This window comes from Virgibacillus oceani, from assembly GCF_014638995.1.
GTDB lineage: Bacteria > Bacillota > Bacilli > Bacillales > Amphibacillaceae > Virgibacillus_E > Virgibacillus_E oceani.
On sequence record NZ_BMFR01000001.1, the window covers coordinates 513828 to 534531 of the forward strand.

Below are 20704 nucleotides of genomic sequence, written 5' to 3' on the forward strand. Positions count from 1 at the left end.
GTGATGACGTGATACACATTTTAGACGGGCAAACAGATGAAATACTAGCTGATATTACAGCAAAAAATCTATTATCAAACAATCACCGTAAATCATTAAAAGATACCCTTGAAACGTTTGATTTTGAAACATTTGCGGATAAGGCATTTTCAAATCATTTAATTGGACAAAACCGTGTAATCATCCCGAAAGAAGACAATGGTTATATTGAATTTGTTATTAATGAGGTTGGTAAATATCATGATGAAAGCGGATTGAAAACAGAAGTATATTCATCAGCTGGTTATCTTATGCTTAAAAAGGCAACCGTTATTAGTCCTACAACATTAAATGGTACAGCTGAGCAACATGTTACAACGGCAGTTGCGGGTACTGAATTTAAAGCAGGAGATATAGCCTATGCAGGTGTTGAAGAAATCGTAATAGAGAATCACACGAACCCGTATAGTTTACTGAAGCGTATTGCCAAGACTTTCAATTTAGAGCTAGATTTCCGTATCGAAATTGAAAACGGAAAAATTGTTCGTTATGTTGATATGCTAGAACGAATTGGAGAATGGCGCGGGCGTGAGGTTACGTTTGGAAAAGATTTAATTGGAATACGAAGGCGCGAGCGAACGGATAAGATTGTTACTGCATTAAAAGGGCTTGGTCCTATTCGTGAAGATGGTACCAGGTTAGAAGTTATTGTTGAGGATAAGGAAGCTTTGACGCGTTGGGGGCGTAATGGAAGGCACATAATTGAACCGTATGAGCCTCAATCAACTGACCAGGATATGACCTTAGAGCGATTAACCACGTTGACTGAAAATGAATTAGAAAAGCGCGTAAATGCGATTGTAGAATATGAGACGACCATTGCTGATTTAGAAAATGTTCCGGGTATGGAAAATAAAAAGATACGATTTGGCGACACAATAAAAATTAAAGATACTACGTTTAATCCGCCTCTTTATCTTGAAGCACGTGTCCATACGATGGATAGATCAATAACGGATAAATCTAAAAAACCGGTCATCCTGGGCGATTATATTGAGTATACGGAGGATGAAGTTAAAGCGATTTGGAAGTCACTGCAGGCTGAAATTCAACGGAAATTGGCAAGAATGATTACAACATCCGTTCTGTCAAGCTCCGGAGATGTTTTTAAAAATGGTGTTGGTTCTACTGAATTAACGGCTAGTGTGTTTTTATCTGGTGCTGAGGTCGATGCAGATGGAACGTTTTATTCTTATTATTGGACAAAACGGGATAAGCGCGGCATACCCGTTTCCGGTTGGAATAAGACTGGTAAGGTGTTAACTGTAGATGCATCTGAAATAGAAGAAAAGGCAACGTACCAGGTTGAAATTATTCAAGATCAAGTTATGTCGATTGGTAGAATTACCATCAGTAATGTATATGACGGAGCGGATGGAGAACAAGGACCAAAAGGTGAAACTGGTGCAACAGGTCCGCAAGGCGATCCGGGTCCGCAGGGCATACCAGGCCCACCCGGAGAAGACGGTCAATCGCTATATACATGGGTGAAATTCGCGGATAGCCCTACGTCAGGTATGAGTGATAGTCCGTTGAATAAAGAATATATCGGACTTGCCTATAACAAAACGACACCGACAGAAAGCGCGAATTATGCAGATTATACGTGGGCAAAAACGAAGGGAGAACAGGGTGTACCAGGACAACCCGGTGCTGACGGTACAGAGCGCTTCACTTGGGTTAAATATGCGGATGACGAAAACGGAAATGGAATGAGCGATAGTCCTGAGGGAAAACGGTATTTGGGATTGGCTCATAATAAGACGATTGCCAGTGAGAGTAATAATCCAAGTGATTATAATTGGAGTCCGTTGTATGACAATGTGGTGGTTGGTGGTCGTAATTACTTTGTAGTTAAGGATGCAAAAGAGGATACATTGTTAATATGGGCATCAGGTAATGAAGGTGGAGAAACAGGTGCCTTAGCAAGTGGTTTTATTCCTGTTGAGCCTACTGATAGGTTTATGGTCTCTCCTAAAAGGACTAGCCAGTTATTCTACTATGATGCTGATAAGGCTTTCATAGATGATTACTACAATCAGTCTGGAGGCTCAGTTATAAACATTCCTGATGACAATAGGATTGCTTATATGAGGGTTACATTTAGGAGTAACTTTTTGAATGGAAGAACCAAAGAAGAAGTATTCGTAATGATTGAAAAAGGCAATATAGTCACTGACTGGACTCCTGCACCTGAAGACCAACGAGCACATGCCACTGAAGTTTCTGAAGCTGCCTACCTTGATGCCATTCACGATGCAGAGGATTACATGCAAGCAAACGGCATCATGCAGGGTGCGGATTATAACGGTGTAAGTATCACCCCCCAAGAAGGCTTTATCACTGCAAGAGGTGATGGTCTTGTTCGAACAGTGATGAATAGTACGCTTGGTTATGTAATTCAACGCAGAGCAAGTACATCAAGCCAGTGGAAAGATGTTCTTTATTTTGATACAAACGGTAATGCAAAGTACGCGGGCAATCTGGAAGGTGTTAGTGGTACGTTTGGTGAAGTGTCTGTAAAGGGTGGCGACTTTTTGCTTGAGGATCCCATAACCGGAATGAAATATACAGCTTCACCGAAGCGAAACATGCTAAAAGATCATTCGTTCGAATTAGTTAAATTCAATGGTGATGCATTTAATCCGGATAGTATAACGTATAATTGGCTTCCGATGGCAGATGCAAGCATGTTCGAGGACACACCATGGGAACGTGTGAGGGACCCATATGTTGCTACTGTATTTGCACCGGATGCAGATGCAGCCATGCCTATTTTCGGTGAACAGTCTTTAGTTGTTAAAAATGCGAACTACACGAGGCAGTATGTTTATGACGGTGTTTCTGCAGGCACCACGTACACACTTTCCGGGCATTTCAAGCGTCATTGGAAGCAAGCGGGAGGAGGAAGACCGTTACTTGAGGTTTGGCACGTCGATGGTACAAGTACTCGTTTGTCACAATTAGTTAGTGATGGAAAGCAGCCTGTAGCAAGTGATTACACTGTAGGAAGGCAATCAGCCACATTCACAGTACCATCAAATTTCGCAGATGCACATTCACTGGAAGTTATATTTTCGTGTCAGGATGACTTGTGGATTGATGTAGACGGCGTTCAATTAGTTGAAGGTGATGTAGCAGCAGTTTACCAAGTGGAGGATTCAATTTGGGAGATTTCAAAGGGGAATTATCGCCCTATAAAAGATATGCCGGTTCTTTGGGCTGGAACTGCATATCCAACCGATACACAGCCGGTATATCCTGATTTAAAATTGAATGAATGTATAACGGGCTGGGTATTGGAATGGCATGCTTACAATATAGGAGATGGCTTTATAAACACACATTATCAGTATACCTTCATTCCAAAAGTGCACGCAGAATTTAATTCAGGTTATGCTATGCGCGTGGCATTACGCAGGGATGCTGCAGATGATGTTTTAAAATATATATATGTCGATAATGATCATTTAGTCGGTCATGCTGTCAATAACGATGGCGATAACAACCGAATGGCATTAAGCGCAGTCTATGAGTTTTAGGAGGGATTGCATGCGCACTGTTTATTTCACATTAGATGAAAACAATCGATTAACTATATTGTCATCTACTTCAACACGAAATCCTAACGAGATCTGTATTGACGTACCAGATGGTCATGATGTCTTATCGAACTATGAGGTTTATAAGTACGTAAACGGGGAGCTAATAAAAGATATCGATTACCAACAAAAACTGGTTGATGAAAGGCAAGAGGCACAGAATAAACCAACTGATGAAGAAATGAATGCCATTGCGATAATGGAATTAACAAGTATGCTTTTAGGAGGTGAGTAAATGTTGGCTATGTTATTTGCGACTTATATCATAAGAGGGAAATGGGCTTATAAAGATGTTCCGGATATTTTGAAGGCAGATGTTGATAAAATATTGATTGCGGAAGGCAGAGAAGACTTAATCACAACTTAAGTAAACGCCAAGTAAGGCGTTATTTTTATGGGTTGAAAGGATAATCCCCCTTTATGTCGAATTTAGTAGACAAAAGGGGGTGTATCAAATGCAAGTTAAATACAATTTCAAAGATGGTAGACAATTTTCCCAAGAAATACCTGATGATGAACTTGCCGTTGGTGAACTTTTTAAGTTAGTTGTAAGGGGGAAGCATGAAAATGCTGATATCGCCACTAATAGTGAAAATCTAAAATACGAAGATGTGCATTCAGTTGAATTAATTTTATAACTAAAAGGAAAGTCGGCCGACGGGTGGGCTTTTTATATTGGAGGTGATAGCATGTTGAACATTGGTAATCTTTATATAGATGAAAAAGGAAACGTCATTTTTAGAGGTGACATAACATCAACAAACGCCGAATAAGGGCGTTATTTTTATGCAATAAAACGGGGTAGTCTGCTACTACCCCTGGGCGCACTACAGGGAGATAGTGCGCTTATTTAATTTATACGTATTTATGTCGCAAGGTTAGGGGGTCAAGAATGGCAGAGGAGATGGAAAGTATGGATGTATGGAAAGAGAAGGTGCAGCAGGATATAAACGATCTAAAGCAGGGTCAGAGACAATTGAAAAATGATATCGATAATCTGAAACTGAACGATATCAAACAAGATGAAAAAATTATATCCTTACAAACAACTCTTACATCAATTCAGGACGATACAAAATGGATAAGACGCATGATAACAAAAGCGATCGTTTCAGCCATAATCACAGGATTAATTGGCGGTGCGATTGCTTTATTTTTTACTAAATTTTAAAAGGAGGTGTTTAAGTTATGTATATATGGGTTAAATATGCTGACGATATACAGGGTAATGGAATGGGTGATGCTTCTAATGGAAAAAGGTATATTGGTTTAGCTGAAAATAAAACGTCTTCCAATGACTCCGTAAACCCTAATGATTATGTTTGGAGTCCCGTTAAAGAGTAGAGGATAGCTCCCACTATCCTCTTTTGGTTTTATTAATTCGGCAATTTAAACGTTAAATTACTGCAATTATTGCATTTGAAAACAAGCGCATGAGTTGGTTCAGATTTGCCTTCATTTGCAATAGCGAATGTAGTCGCACCCATTAGCTTTATATCGGTTGCTTCACATTCCGAACATTTTTCTGGATTCTTTACGGCCATATTATATGCCTCCCTTCTAACTACCAATATTCGACAGGAAGGGAGGAAATTCCTACAAGGAGGACGAAAGTATGAAAAACAAAATCAAAGACATATCAATTTTAATCGTTGGCTTTTTATCTGCAGGAATGGGGTTCTTAGCTACACTCAATATCAAATTCGAATGGCTCACAACGGAAAGCATCAATGCATTTGGTGCTTTTTTTGTTGCAGCAGGAATGTTGGTAGCTGGTTTTTATGCAACTTGGAAAAACACTCATAAAGAAGGTTTACGTGAAATTGCATTGAAAGCACAGAAGTCTAGGAAGAATAAGAAAGGATTGAAATAATATGGCCATAAAAAATAAATACAAAATTGAACGAAAATATATCAATAATTCATACGCACGTAGTCGAGAATTTATTGACGATGTGCGTTTTTTGGTGGCTCATGAGACTGACAATGACACAGCTGATGCAGATGACCACTACAGATATTTTAATGGCATTAATTTTTATGCAAGTGCACATACATTCATTGATGATGATAAAATACTTGAGATTATACCGTTAAATGAAAAGGCATGGCACGTTAATTATGATAAGCCAAAAGACAATCAATTGTATGGTGATGATGCTAATGATTGTGCTATCGGTACAGAATTATGTCGTACAGGTAATTTTAAAAAGTCATATGACCGTTATGTATGGTACTTTGCTTATCTGTGCCATAAGTTTGGATTAAATCCACAGCATAATATTGTGTCTCATAAAGTATTGGATCCTGGTAGGCGCTTTGACCCGCAAAGTTGGTTAGAACCTAACGGTGTATCATGGAATGAATTTATTAATGACGTGCAGCGTTATTATGATAATTGGAATGGTAAGGTTGTAGATCGTGACGAGCAGGTAAAATCAGAGGAAATTGTCTGGTACCTATCACGCGGAGACCATAACAGGCTTGTAGGTGATCTGCAGCGTAAACTGAAAAAACTTGGTTATTATGATGGCAAGATAGATAATAATTTTGGTCCAAAAACAGAATCTGCAGTAAAAGCATTTCAAAAACATGAAGGATTAATTCAAGATGGTTCTTATGGTCCTAAGACTCAAGCAGTTATGAAAAATGCTAAATCTAAAAAGAAAAACAAAATTGGTCCATCTGTAATACCCTATCCTGGTTATCATTTTGAATTGCGATCGCCACAAATGCATGACGATAATGTTGGTAGGATTCAGAGAGCACTAAATAATGCAGCTGGTCATAAGGTTGTTGAAGTTGATAACTATTACGGACCTAACACAGCTAATGAAGTTGGTGAGTACCAGGAACGACATGATTTGGAACCTGATAAAATGGTTGGTCCAATTACGTGGAGTACTTTGTTTTAATAAATAAAAAAACATGCGTAACAAAAGAAGGTAATGCTGAATATATTGCAATATGAAATGTACTTTCACCAAGGTTATTTCATAAGAAAAGGCCCTTACCGTTTGGCAGGGGCTTTTTTGTATTAATAATAAAGTATGATTCAGGATTTTTGTTTATCACCGATAATAAAGGAAAGAGAGTGATAAAAATGTCTTTTTGATGAAATTTTCATCAAAATGTATACAAAACGCACCTATTGTATTATACTAAATTAAGAAGAACATATTTTTTGTTTTTTCTGATAATTAAAGGAGGGTGAACAAGATGACTAGGTCAGCTTTTGACTTTGCCCAAAAGTATATAAGAGATGGATTAGATAATCCTCGGAATACCAAAAAGGGAAATATGAAGTTACAAAAGTTATTGTATTTCTCTCAATTGGTACATCATGCCGAATATGGAGTACCTTTATTTAAAGATAAAATCTATGCCTACGAAAATGGATGTGTGGTTGAAAGTGTAATGAAACAATATCATCTTAGACATGATGAATTAGTTTCAGCTTCTCATTTAGCAAGTCAAACATTTTCCCTAGAAGAAAAATTTACAATTGATTTGGTGGAATCAGTTTTTGGGGAACTATCAGCTGGTGAGTTGTCGGATTTAAATCATGAACATTCATGTTGGAAATTAGCATACGGTAGATCTTATATTGATGAGAATTACAGAAATAAACATTTAAGTGAAATAAGTGACCAGGAAGTTTATGAACATGATTTAGAAGGTATTAAGAAGATTGTAGATGGATATAAAAGTTCAAATGATAGTTTGACAGAAGCAATGATTACAATTGGGGGAACTGAATTTTATTTTAATCCTCAAGAGATAATTATTGATGAACAATTAAGGTCCTATTTGGATAATTTTGTAGGTGAAGATGAAGTTTTTACTATATATAAAGATAGGTCTCAAGGGGTTATTGTTTATTAATCCGGGGCATGCATTACATTTCCAATTACCTTTTGGAGATGGTGATTTACCTAAGTATCCACGTCCTTATTTGGTAGTCAATGTTAAACCTGAATATCTATATCTATTGAACGTATCTTCTATAAAGAAAAAAATATGGAAATTAGAAAAACCAAGCAATAAACAAATAGATAATCATTACCATTATCCACCTTTTCCATATCCATCTTTTGTAAAAATGGACTTTGTTTACAGAATACCCAATAAAGAATATCTGAAACAATATTTGATGGATAATGGGTCTTGTTTACATAAATTCGCATTAGATGAAATAGTACATGCGCTTTTGGAATTTCAAGAAAAACAATTACATATTATAAGCGAACAGCAATTATTCCAACTTAATACAGTTCACTAATCTCTCTCATTAAGAGGGATTTTTTATTTTTTAAACAACAACCTTTCCAGGCATTTCCATACACCTATCTAACAATCCTATACTTCTGAAATCTTCTTTCCACCAATCCTTTATCGATTAATCGATTTAGATAGTGTTGTATTTGACTCATTTTCATATCTATAATATAAACCGACTCAAATTTAGGGTAATACTTATCCAATTCAAATAATATGCAGCATTCAATGATACTTAAACGGTTTTCTTTAATTATCTCCTCAACACTTTTCAATTTAGTCACATCAATTCTGTAAAGTTATATTTACAAAAATGTTATCATAATTTTTACCCCAATAGGTGTGATGAAAATCTCACCTATGATATTTTGTATGTAATAACTTCCCATAAACATCCCCATAAATACGATCACAATCCTCCCAATCAGGCATATCATCGTAAGCACTCCACAACCTCACAGTCATACCCGCATCCGTAAATTCTCCATAGTAATCATCCTCCAAATGCTGCATATCAATCACTGATCCAAATCCAACTAAATGATTTTTAATTATTTTTTCCATAAGAATTCCCCTCCTACATCTATAATCGAAAAAAGTATGCTGGAAGGTGTCGTCTTACAAGAAAAAATTTCTAACAAAAAATGCGTATACACGTTCGTGTTTTGTGATATAATAAGAACAGTTGTTCTGAAAAGGTGGTCTTATGATGAATGGATTACTAACGCGTTCAATTGAAAACAAAGAAAAAATTGAAATGATTTACCTTGCTGCAGATAATCATATTTCGCAACGGATTATTCGTGTTCTTAAAATTAATGAGGATATGATCTTGGCTTACTGTTATCAGAAAAAGAAGGTGCGTACATTTAAATTAGATAATATCTTGTCCGTTGGACCAATCAGAAAGCGAATGGGGGCATAGTAATGAATAAACTCACGCCTGGAAGTAATATGATGTGGGAATCAAGTCGGATGATGCTGCCGGAACATGTGCAGCGGATCCGTGAACATCAAAAAGAAATGTTAAAGAAGACAAAACCTATTCTTGATGAGCAGCAGAAATTAGATATAGGTTTTAAACTACAATGTGCACTGCACAATGATTTAACTGTTGAAATCAAACATTTTGATGATGGCCATTATTTAACCGCAAAGGGTAAATTGATAAAATTAGATACGAATAAAATAAACCTAGATATTGGCAAGGAAGTTAAATTAGATAATGTGCTGGATGTATATATAGATTAAAACCCCAACAAATGGGTTTATTTTTATAATGACCAAATTAAACTTTTATTAGAGGAAAACCGACATATTATGTAGAATAATGTTAGTGAAAAGGGGGAATTTATTAAGATGAACAGAATAGCGGGGCCATTATTTATTATCGGCTGGTTTTGTATAGCAAGTGGTATTATTTTAGGAATTGTTAACTTAGATCAGGTTGTCGGATACGAAGAAAATTATCTTGGTGAAACAGAAGAAATAACCGAAACATCTTGGGTATCATTTGTTAATTTTGTAGTCGCTGGTGTCATAACGGGCTGCATAATGTTTGGTTTTGCGGAGATCGTGAATTTGTTAGATCGGGGCAATAAACTAAAAGAAGAAAGCAATCGTATTATGCAAAAGTCAACATCAATTGCGATAAACGAGAGTAACAAAACCAAACAACCAGTGGAGAACGGAATTACTAGTTTAAACAGAGCAAAAGAATTATCTATCGAACAGGAACTTAAAGAAGTAGACAATGATAAAAGTTTGAGTCATGGGATGAAAGAGGCTATGAAAGCATCGATCAAACGAAGAGAAGGTATTGAATGAGAGGGGGGAATCACCCCCTTCTTTTTTTTTGGACAACAACATGGTTTCAAATTATTTATTAACAATAATATATGGTACAATTGGTCTGAATTTGTATAAATCTCTATAAGTAATATACCGGTAATAGACAAAACCAAGCTAAAAGCCTTTATTTATAAGCTTTGAAGTTAACGTTAGGTTAACGCTATTATTATGTTGTAAAGCATGAATATGGAAGCGCCTGGATTGTTAGGATTCAAAAAATATGAAAAGAACTGGTGATAGAATGACAAACACACTAGAACGGCTACAGAAAGTAATTGCAAAGAGCGGAATTACTTCAAGACGAAAAGCGGAGCAATTAATTGTTGATGGAAAGGTAAAGGTAAATGGAAAATTAACGACCGAACTGGGTACTAAAGTATCAGCAAATGATGAAGTTGAGGTAAACGGAGTTCCCTTAACAAAAGAGGTACCGGTTTATTTTATGTTATATAAGCCAAGAGGGGTTATATCAAGTGTTAAAGATGACAAAAATAGAAAGGTAGTAACTGATTTTTTTCAAGAGGTCCCCGAACGCATCTTTCCAATAGGACGTCTTGATTATGATACATCTGGTATTCTTCTGCTGACGAATGATGGAGAATTTGCAAATCTGTTAATGCATCCTAAGCATGAAGTCAATAAGGTGTATGTGGCAAAATTAAAGGGTATACCACATAAAAATGAATTAAATACACTTAGAAAAGGCGTAAAGGTGGAAAAGGACCTTCTAAAAGCTGTTGGTTACAAAATATTGTCCACTGATAAAAAAAGTCAGACGTCAATAGTTGAAATTACATTACACGAGGGAAAAAATCGGCATATTAGACGTATGATGGACCACATTGGTTACCCGGTGATCAAATTGAAACGTGAAAAATATGGGATTCTGACGTTAAACGGTCTCAAGCCTGGTGACTTTCGAGCATTAACCCCTCATGAGGTTAAAAAAATTCGCCATTCAGCAAGTGAAATTGTTGAATAATAGTCAAATTTACCATTGTCGTTACATGGTATAATGACGTGGGGAGTGAGCAATTTGAGTAAGGAACAAATTGGTAATAACAAAAAAAAGAAAAAAAAGAAACGTTTACTATTTAGATCCATTGTACTTGCAGTTTTATTAGTCGCTTTAGTTTATGCATTAGTATCCAATTTATCGCAAGAAGATACGAATGTTGATGTTGGTGATCAAGCTCCTGACTTTGAACTAAAACAGGTAAATAAAAATAATGAACTGGAAACAGTTAAATTAAGTGATTTAAAGGGTAAGGGTGTCATGCTTAATTTCTGGGCAACATACTGCCCTCCATGCGAAGCGGAAATGCCTTATATGGAAAAGCTGTATCCTGAGTATAAAGAAAAAGGTGTAGAAATTGTTGCGGTAAGTTTGGATAGCACCGAGCTTGTTATTAACCGATTTATTGAAAAATATAATTTGACATTCCCCACTCCACATGATAAAAGCGGGCAGGTAATGGAGCAATATGGTGTTGGGCCAATCCCAAGCACATTTTTTATTAATCCAGAAGGGGAAATAGTTGAAGTTGTTAGTGGTGCACTGACATTAGAAAAGCTGGAAGGCTATTTGAAACAAATTCAGCCAGAGTAATGAAGAAAGCAATTATTGTGAGGGATTCGTATGAACAAAATAAAGTGTGATTGCGGGCATGTCAACCCGGAAGGAACAGTACTGTGTGAGGCATGCGGAAAACCAATAGAAGAAAATCAGCACATAGACGGAAACGATAAACGGAAATTATTAAATATGCGTTATGACGGAAGTGCCCGCAGATCGCAAACGTACAATAAATCTATAGTTGATAAAATCTGGAGTTTTTTCTCTTCGGTTAAAGTGGGAGTCTGGCTTATTGTTATTGCCTTGCTTGCATCTGCAATCGGCACAATCTTTCCGCAAGAAATGTACATACCTGCCAATGCAGTCTCGCGTGATCCGGCAGTTTATTATGAAGCTACATATGGTGTTTTTGGACAAATTTATTATCAGCTGGGCTTTCATAACTTGTATAGCTCCTGGTGGTATATGATATTAATTGCACTTATTGGAATTTCATTAGTTATTTGCAGTATTGATCGATTTGTACCATTATATAAAGCATTAAAAAAGCAAAAAGCGAAGCGGCACGAATCGTTCTTAAACAGACAGCGCCTTTATAGCGAAACAGAAAATGTTACTGATGAAGAAAAAGATAAAATAGCCGATGCATTAAAAAAACTACGCTACAATGTTCGTAATGAAGATGGTCACATATTAGCAGAAAAAGGCAGATTCTCGCGTTGGGGTCCATATGTAAATCACATTGGCCTTATTATCGTATTAATTGCTGCTATTTTAAGAATGACACCATTTATGTATTTAGATGATTATGTTTGGGTTCGAGAGGGACAGAGAACTGTTATACCTTCTACGGACGGGAAATATTACATTGAAAATAAGGAATTTATTTTGGAAACATATGATGAAAATGATGAACGTTTTCAAAAAGCAATTGAAAAAGAAGGCATGGTTGCTAAAAACTTTCAAACAAATGCGATAATTTACAAAGAAACTGCACCAAGTGTTGCAGGTTCAGAACCAGAACTAAAAAAAATTGCAGAAGAACAAATAAAAATGAACCATCCGTTAAAATTTGATGGATATACATTGTATCAGGCTGGTTATCAGTTAAACGAATTTAAGAGTATGACATTTAAGGTTCATGAAACGGATGATCCTGATGAAAAAGCACTTGGGACATTTACGATCGACTTAACATCCCCAGAATCAGAATACCAACTTGATAATGGATTCCGTGTAGTTGTTGATCAATACTATCCAGATTACAGTTTAGAAAATGGTGAACCACGATCGGAATCAAAATATCCCAAAAATCCTGCTTTTGTATTTTTTGTGTATCCACCAAAAAGTGATCAAGCAGAGGTTAGTTTTGTTGGTATTGGAAGGAATATTGACGCAACAGGAGAAAATCAGTACAAACTTGGCGTAGAGGATTTTAAGTTACGTGATGTTAGTGGCCTGACTGTACGAAAAGATTATACCTTGCCATTTTTCATTGTTGGTGCAATCATCTTCATGCTTGGTGTTATTCAAGGAATGTACTGGCAGCATAGAAGAATCTGGATTCATCCAAAAGGAAATGGTTTATTAGTAGCAGCTCATACAAATAAAAATTGGTATGGTGTTAAGAAAGATATAGAAAAAGTTATTTCTGATACAAACGTAAAAATGGTTGTAGATCAACAAGAATTGGATGAATAAATCGTTTGTTTTAAACGAGGAGGAAAATCATGGATAATTTAATTGATGTCAGCAGCACCATGTTATACACTGCTTTTATCCTATATTTGATTGCCACATGTTTTTTCGGGGCGACAATTAAAGAAAAGAAGGATAATGGTAAAAAGGGTGTTGCAGGAAAAATTGCTATCACGTTAACAATAATTGGTTTTATCGCACAAATTGTGTACTTTATTACAAGGTGGATGGCAAGTGGACATGCCCCGGTAAGTAATCTTTTTGAATTTATGACATTTTTTGGAATGGGGCTAGTATTCGCATTTATTATCATATTCTTTATATACCGTTTAAGTGTTTTAGGTTTATTCGCCTTACCTATAGCATTGATTGTGATTGCGTATGCGAGTATGTTTCCAACCGAAATTTCTCCACTTGTACCATCACTGCAAAGTCATTGGCTATATATTCACGTGACAACAGTGTCACTTGGGGAAGCAATCTTATCAATAAGTTTCGTAGCAGGCTTGATCTATTTAATTCGTCAAATAGATCAAACAGTAAAAAGCAAACGCACAACATGGCTTGAAGTTATATTATTTTCATTGTTCGTCTTTATAGGCTTCAGTGTTATATCTGCTGTTTTTAATGTGGCTGATTATCATGCGCAATTTGAATATGAAGAGAATGGTAACATGTTAACGACAGACTATCAATTACCAGCAATTGCTGGACCAAATGATGGGAAATCTTTAACAGAAAATGCGATGAAGCCATTATTTGAAGCACCATCCTGGATGCATGGCGCTGAGGCTCCAAGAAAATTTAATACACTTATTTGGTCAATATTAACAGGACTTGTGCTCTACGTATTAGCACGATTAATTTTCAGGAAAAGAATTGGAGCTGCAATCCAGCCGTTATTGCTTAAAGTAAAACCAGATTTACTAGACGAGATTTCTTACCGCGCCGTAGCGATTGGGTTCCCGGTTTTTACACTTGGCGGATTAATATTTGCTTCAATTTGGGCACAAATTGCCTGGGATCGTTTTTGGGGCTGGGATCCAAAAGAGGTATGGGCGCTTGTAACATGGTTTTTCTATGCCGCCTTCCTGCATTTACGCTTATCAAGAGGCTGGCATGGTGAAAAGTCTGCATGGCTGGCAGCAGGTGGATTTGCAATTATTATGTTCAATTTGATCGCAGTTAACCTGATCCTAGCGGGACTTCACTCTTACGCATAATTAATTTTTATTGTATATGATGTAAAATTATTAAAAGGGGGAGTTTAAATGGATGCAAATGCAAAAGTGTTGGTTGTAGACGACGAAGAACGAATCAGACGATTAATTCGAATGTACCTGGAACGTGAAGACTTTATTGTTGAGGAAGCTGACAATGGAAAAGATGCATTAGATATGGCCCTAACTAATGATTATGACGTTATTTTGTTAGATATTATGATGCCTGAAATGGATGGCATTGAGGTCTGTGAACAAATTAGAAAAGAAAAGAATACTCCAGTAATCATGTTGACTGCAAAAGGTGAAGAGGCAAACCGGGTGCAAGGATTTGAAGTTGGGACAGATGACTATATTGTAAAACCTTTTAGTCCCAGGGAAGTTGTTTTGCGGGTGAAAGCATTGTTAAGACGCGTATCGCAAACAAATTTTAAAGATGATGATACTAGTTCGAAGGAATTACTGGTCTTTCCGCATTTAACAATCGATCATGATGCACATAGAGTGACCGCAGACGGAAAAGAAATAAGCTTGACTCCAAAAGAGTATGAACTGCTTTGCTTTCTAGCAAGTGCCCCAGATAAAGTATTTAACAGGGAACTATTATTAAAAGAGGTATGGCAATACGAATTTTTCGGAGATTTAAGAACGGTTGACACCCATGTCAAACGTTTGCGTGAAAAGCTTAATAATGTATCCAAAGATGCATCCAAAATGATCGTTACCGTATGGGGCGTTGGATACAAATTTGAGGTAGATGATGTATAATGTTTTGGCGTAGTGTTGTAGGGAAACTAGCAGTAACCATTTTATTGCTAGTTTCTTTTATATTATTTATATTGACAATATTGCTATTGGAATTCTTTGAAAACTTTCATATAGAAGAAGCAGAACAGGATTTAATGCAGACTGCAACAAAGGTATCTGTTATGGTAGAGCAATATGATAACAAGGAATTAATTCATGAAACTACCGAGCGTGTAAAAGATCCTTCAAGCAGAGTGGTTATTGTCTTTGATGATGGTCAATTTTGGAATTCAAATAGCAGAAATAAAAAGTTAACAGAGATAAAAGACGATTGGCTAAAAAAAGATGATGATTTACAAGCAGTATTAACAATGCAGAAAGATGTAAAAAAACAAACTGTATTAGCAGGTACAGATACTGAAGTACTAATGGTAGGAACACCGGTAAAAGGCAAAAACGGTGCCGTATTTGTTTACCAGTCGTTAGACGTTGTTGACCAAACAAAAGCAGAAACAACCAAAAGAATATTTCTTGCGGCTGGAATTGCAATTATTTTGACAACGATTTTTGCATTCTTTTTATCAACCAGGATTACTTCACCACTGATCAAAATGAGGGAAGCAGCATTTGACCTGACCAGGGGTGAATTTAATACAAAGGTGCCAATCCTGACACATGATGAGATCGGTGAACTGGCAATGGCGTTTAACCGAATGGGCAGACAGTTAAAATTTCATATTAATGCACTAAGACAGGAAAAAGAGCAATTATCCAGCATTGTTAGTTCTATGGCAGATGGTGTCATTACATTAAATAGAAATGGTGATATGATTGTAATTAACCCTCCGGCAGAAAGGTTTATTGAAGATTGGTATTTTGAACATAATCAAACAATAGATCAAGAAAATAGACAGCTCCCGCAAGAACTGAATATGATTTTGCAAAACGTAATTCAAGAAGAAAAAGAAGTGCTACAGGAAATAAGTGTACAAGGACGTAATTGGGTTATGATAATGACACCTTTGTACGATCAGAAGTATGTCCGTGGGGCTGTAGCGGTAATCCGTGATATGACTGAGGAAAGACGCTTGGATAAGCTGAGAAAAGACTTTATTGCGAATGTCTCACATGAACTCAGAACCCCAATATCCATGATGCAAGGCTACAGTGAAGCGATCGTTGATGATATTGCCGAAAGTAAAGAAGAAAAAAATGATCTCGCTCAAATTATTCATGAAGAATCTCTGAGAATGGGGCGACTGGTTAATGAACTATTGGATATAGCCAGGATGGAAGCTGGACATATTCAATTAAATATTGAAACTGTTCCTGTTGATAATTTTGTCGAAAGGATTATTAAAAAGTTTAAGGGATTGGCTGACGAAAACAAAATCTCATTGCATCTTATAAAAGACATAACAAAACAGACTGCAGGCTTTGATCCGGATCGAATTGAACAGGTATTTACAAATTTAATTGATAATGCCATAAGACATACAGATGAAAAAGGATTTGTAAATGTAACTGTTTCAGTAAATAATAAAGAATTTTACGTAACAATTGAAGATAGCGGAAGTGGAATACCCGAAGAGGATTTGCCATTCGTGTTTGAACGGTTTTACAAAGCTGATAAATCAAGAATGAGAAGTAACAAGAAAAAGGGTACAGGTTTAGGATTAGCCATTGCTAAAAATATTGTAGAGGCACATCAAGGTACAATCACCGTTAAAAGTAAAGTAAATAAAGGTACTACTTTTATCGTTAAATTTCCAAGTAATCTGAAATAAGCTGTTCAACTTAGTTTGTTTGTGATAAAATTTACAGTGTTAGTTAATTTAATAGTATTTTGAATTTGGTGTTATTCGCTTAAAAGGGAATCCAGTGAAAAGCTGGAACTGTCCTCGCAACTGTATGTGAAGTACGAAATAAGTATAACCACTGTATGCATGCCATATGGGAAGGACTTAAAGTAGGATTAAACTCACAAGTCAGTAGACCTGCCAATATTCAACTGTTTCAATGCTTCGAGGGTATGAGCAATTGGGACAACCGATACATAATTGAACTTTTTTCGTGTTTCGATTGTCTTTTTAAGCTAGCTCATTTGAAGAGTTAGCTTTTATTTTGTTCAGATGACCCTCCAATACATTTCTGGAGGTTTTTAAAATGAGAAAACTATTGTTAATGGTGGGAGCTTTATTGTTGATTACCGGGCTGTTAGCAGGATGTGGCGCGGATGATGGAAGTGATTCGGAATCTGCTGCTAGCGGTCAAACAGAACAAAGCAGTGACAATCAAGGCAGCAGTGAGGAAAATGAAGAGGTTGTTACAATAACAATTTCCAAAGATAAAGAAGCTGAAATGATTACAGAAGAAAAGATAGCTGTTGAAGAAGGCGATATACTAATGGATGTTATGGAGGATAACTTTGAAATAGAAACCGATTTTGATGGTGGATTCATTACATCTATTAACGGAGTGGCACCGAAAGACGGTGAGCAAAAATCATGGATGTTTTTTGTAAATGGGGAAATGCCGACAAAAGGAGCCAAGGAAATTGAATTATCGCCTGGGGACAAGATTAGCTTCGATTTGCAAGCATGGGAATGATGTAAGTGAATACATATAAACTAACTCTGCTTGCTTTACTTGCAGCACTTGCCGTTGTAGGAAGATTTGCATTTGCATTTCTTCCAAATGTACAGCCAGTTACATCGATTATTATTATTTGCGGCTTAATTTTAGGTCCAGTAGCATCCATAATATTAGCTTTATTAACGACATTTCTGTCAAATATGCTGTTAGGAATGGGGATCTGGACAATCTGGCAGGTAGTTTCATGGGGATTGATTGGAATTTTCAGTGGTTTGTTAGGAAAATATCTAAAAAAAGTTCCACTGTACATAATTGTAATTTTCGCTGTATTTAGCGGGTACTTTTATGGTTTTATTATTTCGTTAACTACCTATTCAATAGCAAGAGGGAATTTTTTCGCTTATTATTTCGCTGGATTGCCGTTTGATACCTATCATGCAGTAGGAAATGGGCTATTTATGATTATGCTGTATCCAGTCATATCTCATTTCTTCAAAAAATATGCAAATAACCGATTTACTATACAAAATACCAACTAAATTAGGTTGGTATTTTGTATTTTTTCTTTTATAGTAATGATATAGTGTAACATTTTAACGTAAGCAAACGACAATATAGGTGAACGGAGGATCTTTATGAAGGTCGTTTTTGAAAGGCTATATGACAGCTATCATCATGAATTATTTCAATTTATATTTTATATGGTTAAAAATAGACAGGTTGCTGAGGATCTAGTTCAGGAAGTTTATATAAAGGTTTTAAAATCGTTGGATACGTTTAAAGGTGACAGCAGTGAAAAGACATGGATTTTTTCAATTGCCCGCTATACAACTATAGATTATTTCCGTTCACAAAAAAGAAAAAGGAGCAGGATTGCGGAATTTTTTGATTGGCATGAAAAAGGGGATTCACTATATGACCAAAGCCCTCTTCCAGACGAACTTACTGTCAAAAATGAAGAGATGAAATTAATTTACAGAAATCTGGATAAATGTACTATAGATCAGAAAAGTGTTTTAATATTGCGTTACATACAATCATTTTCAATTCAGGAAACTGCAGATGTATTGGGGTTTAGTCTTAGTAAGGTAAAAACAACACAGCACAGGGGATTAAAAACATTGAGAAAGCTTTTAACAGAAAATCAGGAAAAGGAGGGAGATGCGTAATGAAATCCCACTACAATGATGATAACGATAAGCAAATGCCAGAATTGCTAAAGAATATGCCACAGGTAAATGACCATCTGGATAAGAACGAATTATTTCAGCGTATCTCTCAGGAAATGGGAAAAAGCAAACCATTGAAACAAAAAAAATCCCATTTACTACCTATTCTTAGTACTATCCTGACAGCAGTTATTATATTGGCTATTATACCTGTATTATTTAATAATACGATGTTTCAATCCCACGAGGAGCAATCATCTAATAATGCTGCTGATTCTAAACTGGCAATTGAAGAGTATAGTTCAAGAATGGAAGAGGACTCGGGACAATCAGATGATGGTAACCCAGAATTTAGTTTATTTGGTAAGAAGTCTGAAGATCTTGTTCTTAACGAGATCGATGACCAATCTGATGTTGTCCATGCCGCAGTGACCGATTTACAAGGGCAATACGTAATACCTTTATCATTTATAAAACAAAAAACGGAAAAATTAACAGGTTACTATAATGACTTGGAGAATTATATTAACAATGAAAAATGGGGGGTATCAGACTTTTTGTTCAAAGGAGCATCTTTTAAAATCGACTATACAAACAATTTAGTTATGGTAAACCTTCCAGAAGGATTTTCATTAAATCCTGGATCCGCAAATGCAAATGTGTTCCAGGAACTATTATCTAATATGTTTGGTCAATTAGGACTTAATAAAGTCATTTTTGAAACAATTCATAATCAAGGAGTGAACCTTGGACCAATTGGAATTGTTAAAGAACTGCCTATTAGAGCTAGACAAAAATCCAGTTACAAAGTATACCAGGCTTCACCACAAAAACGTAAATTTTTAATACCGGTGCCACAAACTGGTCAAATGGATATTGAGGCTGCTTTTGATGAAATGAAACAAAACGAGGAAGCATTTAATGTATTTCGAACGATTCCAAATGACATTAGATTTGATATAAATAAATCTGGAGAACAGCTAGCCGTTACATTTTCAGATGGAATTTTAACGGACACGTCCATAACACCTCAGAAAAAAAATACGATGATTGAGGCGATGTTAATGACCGCAAAAAGTTATGGATATAAATCAGTTAAATTTAATAATGCTGGAATTAAAAAAATTGGAAAATATAATTTAGCAAAGGCGATAAAGGTACCATTGGCGGTAAATCCAATAATGCATGAACAGTAATGGCAAAGCGTAAAATTCACATGTAATTAATGCATGTGAATTTTATATATGCTTACTTTTGACTTTTCGTATAAAGCGAATTACTATTATAGAAAGGGATTCTGTTATCTATATAGTGGGAATGATGTCAAAATGGATCAGGAATTAATAATAAGTTCACTATCTGCAAAAATGAAATTGGTACGCGTAGAGAACAATTATACTCAAGATACAATGGCATCTGTTTTAGGAATTTCCAAAAAAACACTTGTACAAATAGAAAAAAATCGACTATGTGCAAATTGGACTACAATTGTAGCATTATGCGCACTATTTCGTGACAGCGAAATTATTCGGAATACATTAGGTGGCAACGTATTGGAAGTAGTCAAAAATGCCGCACATAAAAAAGCTGACTCCATGTAATCATGAAACCAGTTTTTTCGTTATTCTTCTTCAAATTTTAACGGGTCGCCGTCAAATGGCTGATCGGAAATTTTAATAGAATCACTTGGACAACCTTCATAAGCGTCCAATAAATCCTCTTCCAACACTTCAGGAATTTCAGCCGTTCCTTTATTATCATCAATTGCATTATAGGCAATACCCTCATCATCGTAATCATATATATCAGGCGCTGAAGCACCGCAAGCCCCACACGCAATACATGTTTCTTTATCTACAATTGTGTATTTTGGCATGCTACGACCTCCCTTAAATTATGCCTAAAAATTTCATTGCAATAAACAGCTAA

Annotated in this window: 27 protein-coding genes, 1 pseudogene and 1 riboswitch; of the genes and pseudogenes, 25 read left to right on the top strand and 3 right to left on the bottom strand. The window is 36.0% G+C overall.

Features of this window, described 5'->3' with window-relative positions:
• Positions 1-8: 8 nt before the first annotated feature.
• From IEV74_RS02775 to IEV74_RS02795, 6 genes are all read left to right on the top strand, one after another.
• The gene (locus IEV74_RS02775; RefSeq protein WP_188453803.1) at positions 9-3581 is read left to right on the top strand and encodes a phage tail spike protein; all 3573 of its coding nucleotides are present in this window, start codon (positions 9-11) and stop codon (positions 3579-3581) included.
• Positions 3582-3591: 10 nt separating this feature from the next.
• A complete protein-coding gene (locus tag IEV74_RS02780; protein ID WP_188453804.1) occupies positions 3592-3876 on the top strand; it encodes a hypothetical protein in 285 nt (94 codons plus the stop codon).
• Positions 3877-4008: a CD1375 family protein gene (locus tag IEV74_RS19845; RefSeq protein ID WP_268233827.1), complete on the top strand. Its 132-nt coding sequence runs from the start codon at positions 3877-3879 to the stop codon at positions 4006-4008. It begins immediately after the preceding gene.
• Between the two features lie 88 nt (positions 4009-4096).
• A complete protein-coding gene (locus tag IEV74_RS02785) occupies positions 4097-4279 on the top strand; it encodes a hypothetical protein (RefSeq protein ID WP_188453805.1) in 183 nt (60 codons plus the stop codon).
• A gap of 254 nt (positions 4280-4533) precedes the next feature.
• Positions 4534-4812 carry a hemolysin XhlA family protein gene (locus IEV74_RS02790; protein ID WP_188453806.1) on the top strand — a complete coding sequence of 93 codons (279 nt, stop codon included), beginning with the start codon at positions 4534-4536 and terminating at the stop codon, positions 4810-4812.
• Between the two features lie 17 nt (positions 4813-4829).
• Complete coding sequence (locus IEV74_RS02795; RefSeq protein WP_188453807.1) at positions 4830-4985, top strand: hypothetical protein; 156 nt, start codon at positions 4830-4832, stop codon at positions 4983-4985.
• 32 nt (positions 4986-5017) lie between these two features.
• Here the strand turns inward: IEV74_RS02795 and IEV74_RS02800 are convergent, their stop codons facing one another.
• A complete protein-coding gene (locus IEV74_RS02800) occupies positions 5018-5185 on the bottom strand; it encodes a hypothetical protein (protein ID WP_188453808.1) in 168 nt (55 codons plus the stop codon).
• Positions 5186-5256: 71 nt separating this feature from the next.
• On the opposite strand from IEV74_RS02800, the gene IEV74_RS02805 reads away from it, so the two are divergent.
• The 5 genes and pseudogenes from IEV74_RS02805 to IEV74_RS02820 all read left to right on the top strand — a co-directional run bounded on the left by IEV74_RS02805 (position 5257) and on the right by IEV74_RS02820 (position 7923).
• The gene (locus IEV74_RS02805) at positions 5257-5514 is read left to right on the top strand and encodes a hypothetical protein (RefSeq protein ID WP_188453809.1); all 258 of its coding nucleotides are present in this window, start codon (positions 5257-5259) and stop codon (positions 5512-5514) included.
• A 1-nt stretch (position 5515) separates the two neighbouring features.
• A pseudogene (locus IEV74_RS19635) lies at positions 5516-6034 on the top strand (peptidoglycan recognition protein family protein); the annotation flags it as partial.
• Positions 6020-6556 (top strand): peptidoglycan-binding domain-containing protein, encoded by a 537-nt coding sequence (locus IEV74_RS19640; RefSeq protein ID WP_229683047.1) that lies wholly within the window; start codon positions 6020-6022, stop codon positions 6554-6556. The pseudogene IEV74_RS19635 and the gene IEV74_RS19640, both read left to right, overlap by 15 nt.
• Before the next feature lie 304 nt (positions 6557-6860).
• The gene (locus tag IEV74_RS02815; protein WP_188453811.1) at positions 6861-7526 is read left to right on the top strand and encodes a Panacea domain-containing protein; all 666 of its coding nucleotides are present in this window, start codon (positions 6861-6863) and stop codon (positions 7524-7526) included.
• On the top strand, positions 7516-7923 hold the full coding sequence (locus IEV74_RS02820) for a hypothetical protein (RefSeq protein WP_188453812.1): 408 nt from the start codon (positions 7516-7518) through the stop codon (positions 7921-7923). The genes IEV74_RS02815 and IEV74_RS02820 overlap by 11 nt, the downstream gene beginning before the upstream one ends.
• A 350-nt stretch (positions 7924-8273) precedes the next feature.
• Here the strand turns inward: IEV74_RS02820 and IEV74_RS02825 are convergent, their stop codons facing one another.
• On the bottom strand, positions 8274-8483 hold the full coding sequence (locus tag IEV74_RS02825) for a hypothetical protein (protein WP_188453813.1): 210 nt from the start codon (positions 8481-8483) through the stop codon (positions 8274-8276).
• A gap of 145 nt (positions 8484-8628) precedes the next feature.
• On the opposite strand from IEV74_RS02825, the gene IEV74_RS02830 reads away from it, so the two are divergent.
• The 14 genes from IEV74_RS02830 (at position 8629) to IEV74_RS02895 (ending at position 20376) form a co-directional block, all read left to right on the top strand.
• The gene (locus IEV74_RS02830; protein ID WP_188453814.1) at positions 8629-8844 is read left to right on the top strand and encodes a hypothetical protein; all 216 of its coding nucleotides are present in this window, start codon (positions 8629-8631) and stop codon (positions 8842-8844) included.
• Between the two features lie 2 nt (positions 8845-8846).
• Complete coding sequence (locus IEV74_RS02835) at positions 8847-9170, top strand: YolD-like family protein (RefSeq protein ID WP_188453815.1); 324 nt, start codon at positions 8847-8849, stop codon at positions 9168-9170.
• 108 nt (positions 9171-9278) lie between these two features.
• On the top strand, positions 9279-9746 hold the full coding sequence (locus IEV74_RS02840) for a hypothetical protein (RefSeq protein WP_188453816.1): 468 nt from the start codon (positions 9279-9281) through the stop codon (positions 9744-9746).
• A 265-nt stretch (positions 9747-10011) separates the two neighbouring features.
• The gene (locus IEV74_RS02845; protein WP_188453966.1) at positions 10012-10752 is read left to right on the top strand and encodes a pseudouridine synthase; all 741 of its coding nucleotides are present in this window, start codon (positions 10012-10014) and stop codon (positions 10750-10752) included.
• 54 nt (positions 10753-10806) lie between these two features.
• Positions 10807-11379, top strand: a complete 573-nt coding sequence (gene resA / locus IEV74_RS02850) for a thiol-disulfide oxidoreductase ResA (protein WP_229683041.1) — start codon at positions 10807-10809, stop codon at positions 11377-11379.
• 30 nt (positions 11380-11409) lie between these two features.
• Positions 11410-13047, top strand: a complete 1638-nt coding sequence (gene resB / locus IEV74_RS02855; protein WP_188453818.1) for a cytochrome c biogenesis protein ResB — start codon at positions 11410-11412, stop codon at positions 13045-13047.
• Positions 13048-13076: 29 nt separating this feature from the next.
• Entirely contained in the window at positions 13077-14267 is a 1191-nt protein-coding gene (ccsB, locus tag IEV74_RS02860) for a c-type cytochrome biogenesis protein CcsB (RefSeq protein ID WP_188453819.1), read from the top strand.
• 48 nt (positions 14268-14315) lie between these two features.
• Entirely contained in the window at positions 14316-15032 is a 717-nt protein-coding gene (locus IEV74_RS02865; RefSeq protein ID WP_188453820.1) for a response regulator transcription factor, read from the top strand.
• Positions 15032-16798, top strand: coding sequence for an ATP-binding protein (locus IEV74_RS02870; protein WP_188453821.1), 1767 nt, complete (start codon positions 15032-15034; stop codon positions 16796-16798). Before IEV74_RS02865 ends, IEV74_RS02870 begins: the two co-directional genes overlap by 1 nt.
• 49 nt (positions 16799-16847) lie before the next feature.
• A riboswitch (cobalamin riboswitch) is annotated at positions 16848-17030 on the top strand.
• Positions 17031-17177: 147 nt separating this feature from the next.
• Complete coding sequence (locus IEV74_RS02875) at positions 17178-17621, top strand: DUF4430 domain-containing protein (protein WP_188453822.1); 444 nt, start codon at positions 17178-17180, stop codon at positions 17619-17621.
• A 5-nt stretch (positions 17622-17626) separates the two neighbouring features.
• Complete coding sequence (locus tag IEV74_RS02880) at positions 17627-18145, top strand: ECF transporter S component (RefSeq protein ID WP_188453823.1); 519 nt, start codon at positions 17627-17629, stop codon at positions 18143-18145.
• A 96-nt stretch (positions 18146-18241) separates the two neighbouring features.
• Positions 18242-18775, top strand: coding sequence for an RNA polymerase sigma factor SigX (locus IEV74_RS02885; RefSeq protein ID WP_188453824.1), 534 nt, complete (start codon positions 18242-18244; stop codon positions 18773-18775).
• Positions 18775-19971, top strand: a complete 1197-nt coding sequence (locus IEV74_RS02890) for an RsiX family anti-sigma factor (protein ID WP_188453825.1) — start codon at positions 18775-18777, stop codon at positions 19969-19971. The genes IEV74_RS02885 and IEV74_RS02890 overlap by 1 nt, the downstream gene beginning before the upstream one ends.
• 132 nt (positions 19972-20103) lie before the next feature.
• Entirely contained in the window at positions 20104-20376 is a 273-nt protein-coding gene (locus IEV74_RS02895; protein ID WP_188453826.1) for a helix-turn-helix transcriptional regulator, read from the top strand.
• Positions 20377-20396: 20 nt separating this feature from the next.
• Here the strand turns inward: IEV74_RS02895 and IEV74_RS02900 are convergent, their stop codons facing one another.
• Positions 20397-20651: a ferredoxin gene (locus IEV74_RS02900; RefSeq protein WP_188453827.1), complete on the bottom strand. Its 255-nt coding sequence runs from the start codon at positions 20649-20651 to the stop codon at positions 20397-20399.
• Positions 20652-20704: the final 53 nt, after the last annotated feature.